This is a genomic window from Leptolyngbya sp. FACHB-36 (genome assembly GCF_014695955.1).
Lineage (GTDB): Bacteria > Cyanobacteriota > Cyanobacteriia > Leptolyngbyales > Leptolyngbyaceae > FACHB-36.
Map to the genome: position 1 here is coordinate 1 of NZ_JACJPG010000575.1, position 1,935 is coordinate 1,935.

2 protein-coding genes are annotated in these 1,935 nt (G+C 52.7%); one reads left to right on the forward strand and one right to left on the reverse strand.

What is annotated here, in order from left to right; all coding sequences use genetic code 11:
- Positions 1-231, reverse strand: a 231-nt coding sequence (locus tag H6F43_RS16555; protein ID WP_190343822.1) for a Ycf66 family protein, incomplete at its 3' end; no start/stop codon positions are given.
- A 274-nt stretch (positions 232-505) separates the two neighbouring features.
- Here H6F43_RS16555 and gndA point away from each other — a divergent pair.
- Positions 506-1,935 (forward strand): NADP-dependent phosphogluconate dehydrogenase (gene gndA / locus H6F43_RS16560; protein ID WP_190343823.1); only part of this gene is annotated, 1,430 nt, incomplete at its 3' end.

The following is a 1,935-nucleotide window of genomic DNA, read 5'->3' on the forward strand; positions in this document are numbered from 1 at the left end:
TGTCAGCGTTTGCCAACCTAACCAACCCAATAGCGCGACGCTTGCCGTCTGCCCTAGCAGTACGCCACCCGTGATGCGCTCTCCACAAACCCACAGCACTAGTGCATAGAACAGCCCAACGCCGCTCCAGATAAAATCATTTTTGCGGTGCACTTCTGGGAAGAAGAAAGCAGCCATGTAAAGCGCGAAACTGCCCAGAGCTACAACCAACGCGAGAAGATATGCCAGCATAACTGCCGCTCCAACCTCGATCGAACGACTACCTCTACTCTACTCCGCGAGGGGAAAGGTGAAGCAGTGGTTCGTGGTTGGTCGTCAGTTGGTTGTAGCTCAATCCCCTGGACCCAGACTGAGTTTGACGCTAGAAACCAAGCACAAAATGTCGAAAACTTTTCTCCCTGAGACGGACTCTTAATGTTATCTTCCAGGCTAACCTTGACGTGGTCGGGCTACGCTGAGAAAGAATCCACAGCCCCAGCATTTTGCAGAGTTAGCAGAGAGTCATATGGCACAAAGCTTTGGCGTGATCGGTCTTGCGGTAATGGGGGAAAACCTAGCGCTAAATGTCGAGCGTAATGGGTTCCCGATCGCCGTTTACAACCGAACCTCAGATAAAACCGATGCGTTTATGAAGCATCGGGCACAAGGCAAAAATGTGAAAGCAGCCTACTCCCTAGAGGAGTTTGTTGCCTCGCTCGATCGTCCCCGCAAAATTTTGATCATGGTGAAAGCGGGTGCACCCGTTGATGCCGTGATTGCGCAGCTCAAGCCGCTGCTTGATGAAGGCGATATTCTGATCGATGGCGGAAACTCGCTATTCACGGATACAGCGCGACGTGCCCAAGAGCTGGAGTCTGAGAAATTTACCTTCATTGGAATGGGCGTCAGCGGCGGCGAAGAAGGTGCGCTGAACGGTCCAAGCCTGATGCCTGGAGGTACCCAACAGGCATACGAATTTCTGGAGCCGATTCTAACGAAGATTGCAGCGCAAGTTGACGACGGACCCTGCGTGACCTACATCGGTCCTGGCGGTGCAGGTCACTACGTCAAAATGGTGCATAACGGCATTGAGTACGGCGACATGCAGCTAATTGCTGAAGCGTACGACATCCTCAAGAGTGTACTTGGCTTAGACCACAATCAACTGCACGAAGTCTTTGCTGAATGGAACACCACTGACGAACTCGACTCCTACCTAATCGAGATTACGGCGGATGTGTTCAAGCAGATGGACCCGGACACCGGAACGCCTCTAGTAGAGCTAATCCTAGATGCTGCTGGACAAAAAGGTACTGGACGCTGGACGGTGACGGACGCGCTGGAACTGGGCGTGCCGATTCCTACAATTATTGCGGCGGTGAATGCTCGCATTATCTCGTCCTACAAGGATGAGCGGGTAGCCGCGTCTAAGCTTTTGGAGGGTCCTTCCGCAACCTTCAGTGGGGACCCCAAAGCGTTCATCACCAAAGTGCGGGATGCCCTCTACTGCTCGAAGATGTGCTCTTATGCGCAAGGCATGGCGCTGTTGAGCATGGCATCTAAGACGTATAACTTTAATTTAGATTTGGGCGAGTGTGCTCGAATTTGGAAGGGTGGCTGTATCATTCGGGCGCGCTTCTTAAATAAGATTAAGAACGCTTTTGACGAAAATCCCACGCTAGCGAATCTGCTGCTGGCTCCGGAGTTTAGGCAGACCATTCTGGATCGTCAAAGCGCTTGGCGAGAAGTCATTTCGCAGGCGGCTCTATTGGGCATTCCGGTTCCTGCATTTAGCGCTTCGCTGGATTACTTCGACAGCTACCGCCGCGATCGCCTGCCACAGAACTTGACGCAGGCGCAGCGCGACTACTTCGGTGCACACACCTATCTCCGAACTGATAAAGAAGGCGTGTTCCACACCGAGTGGACGAAGGAGGCTGAACAGTCTCTGCAAAT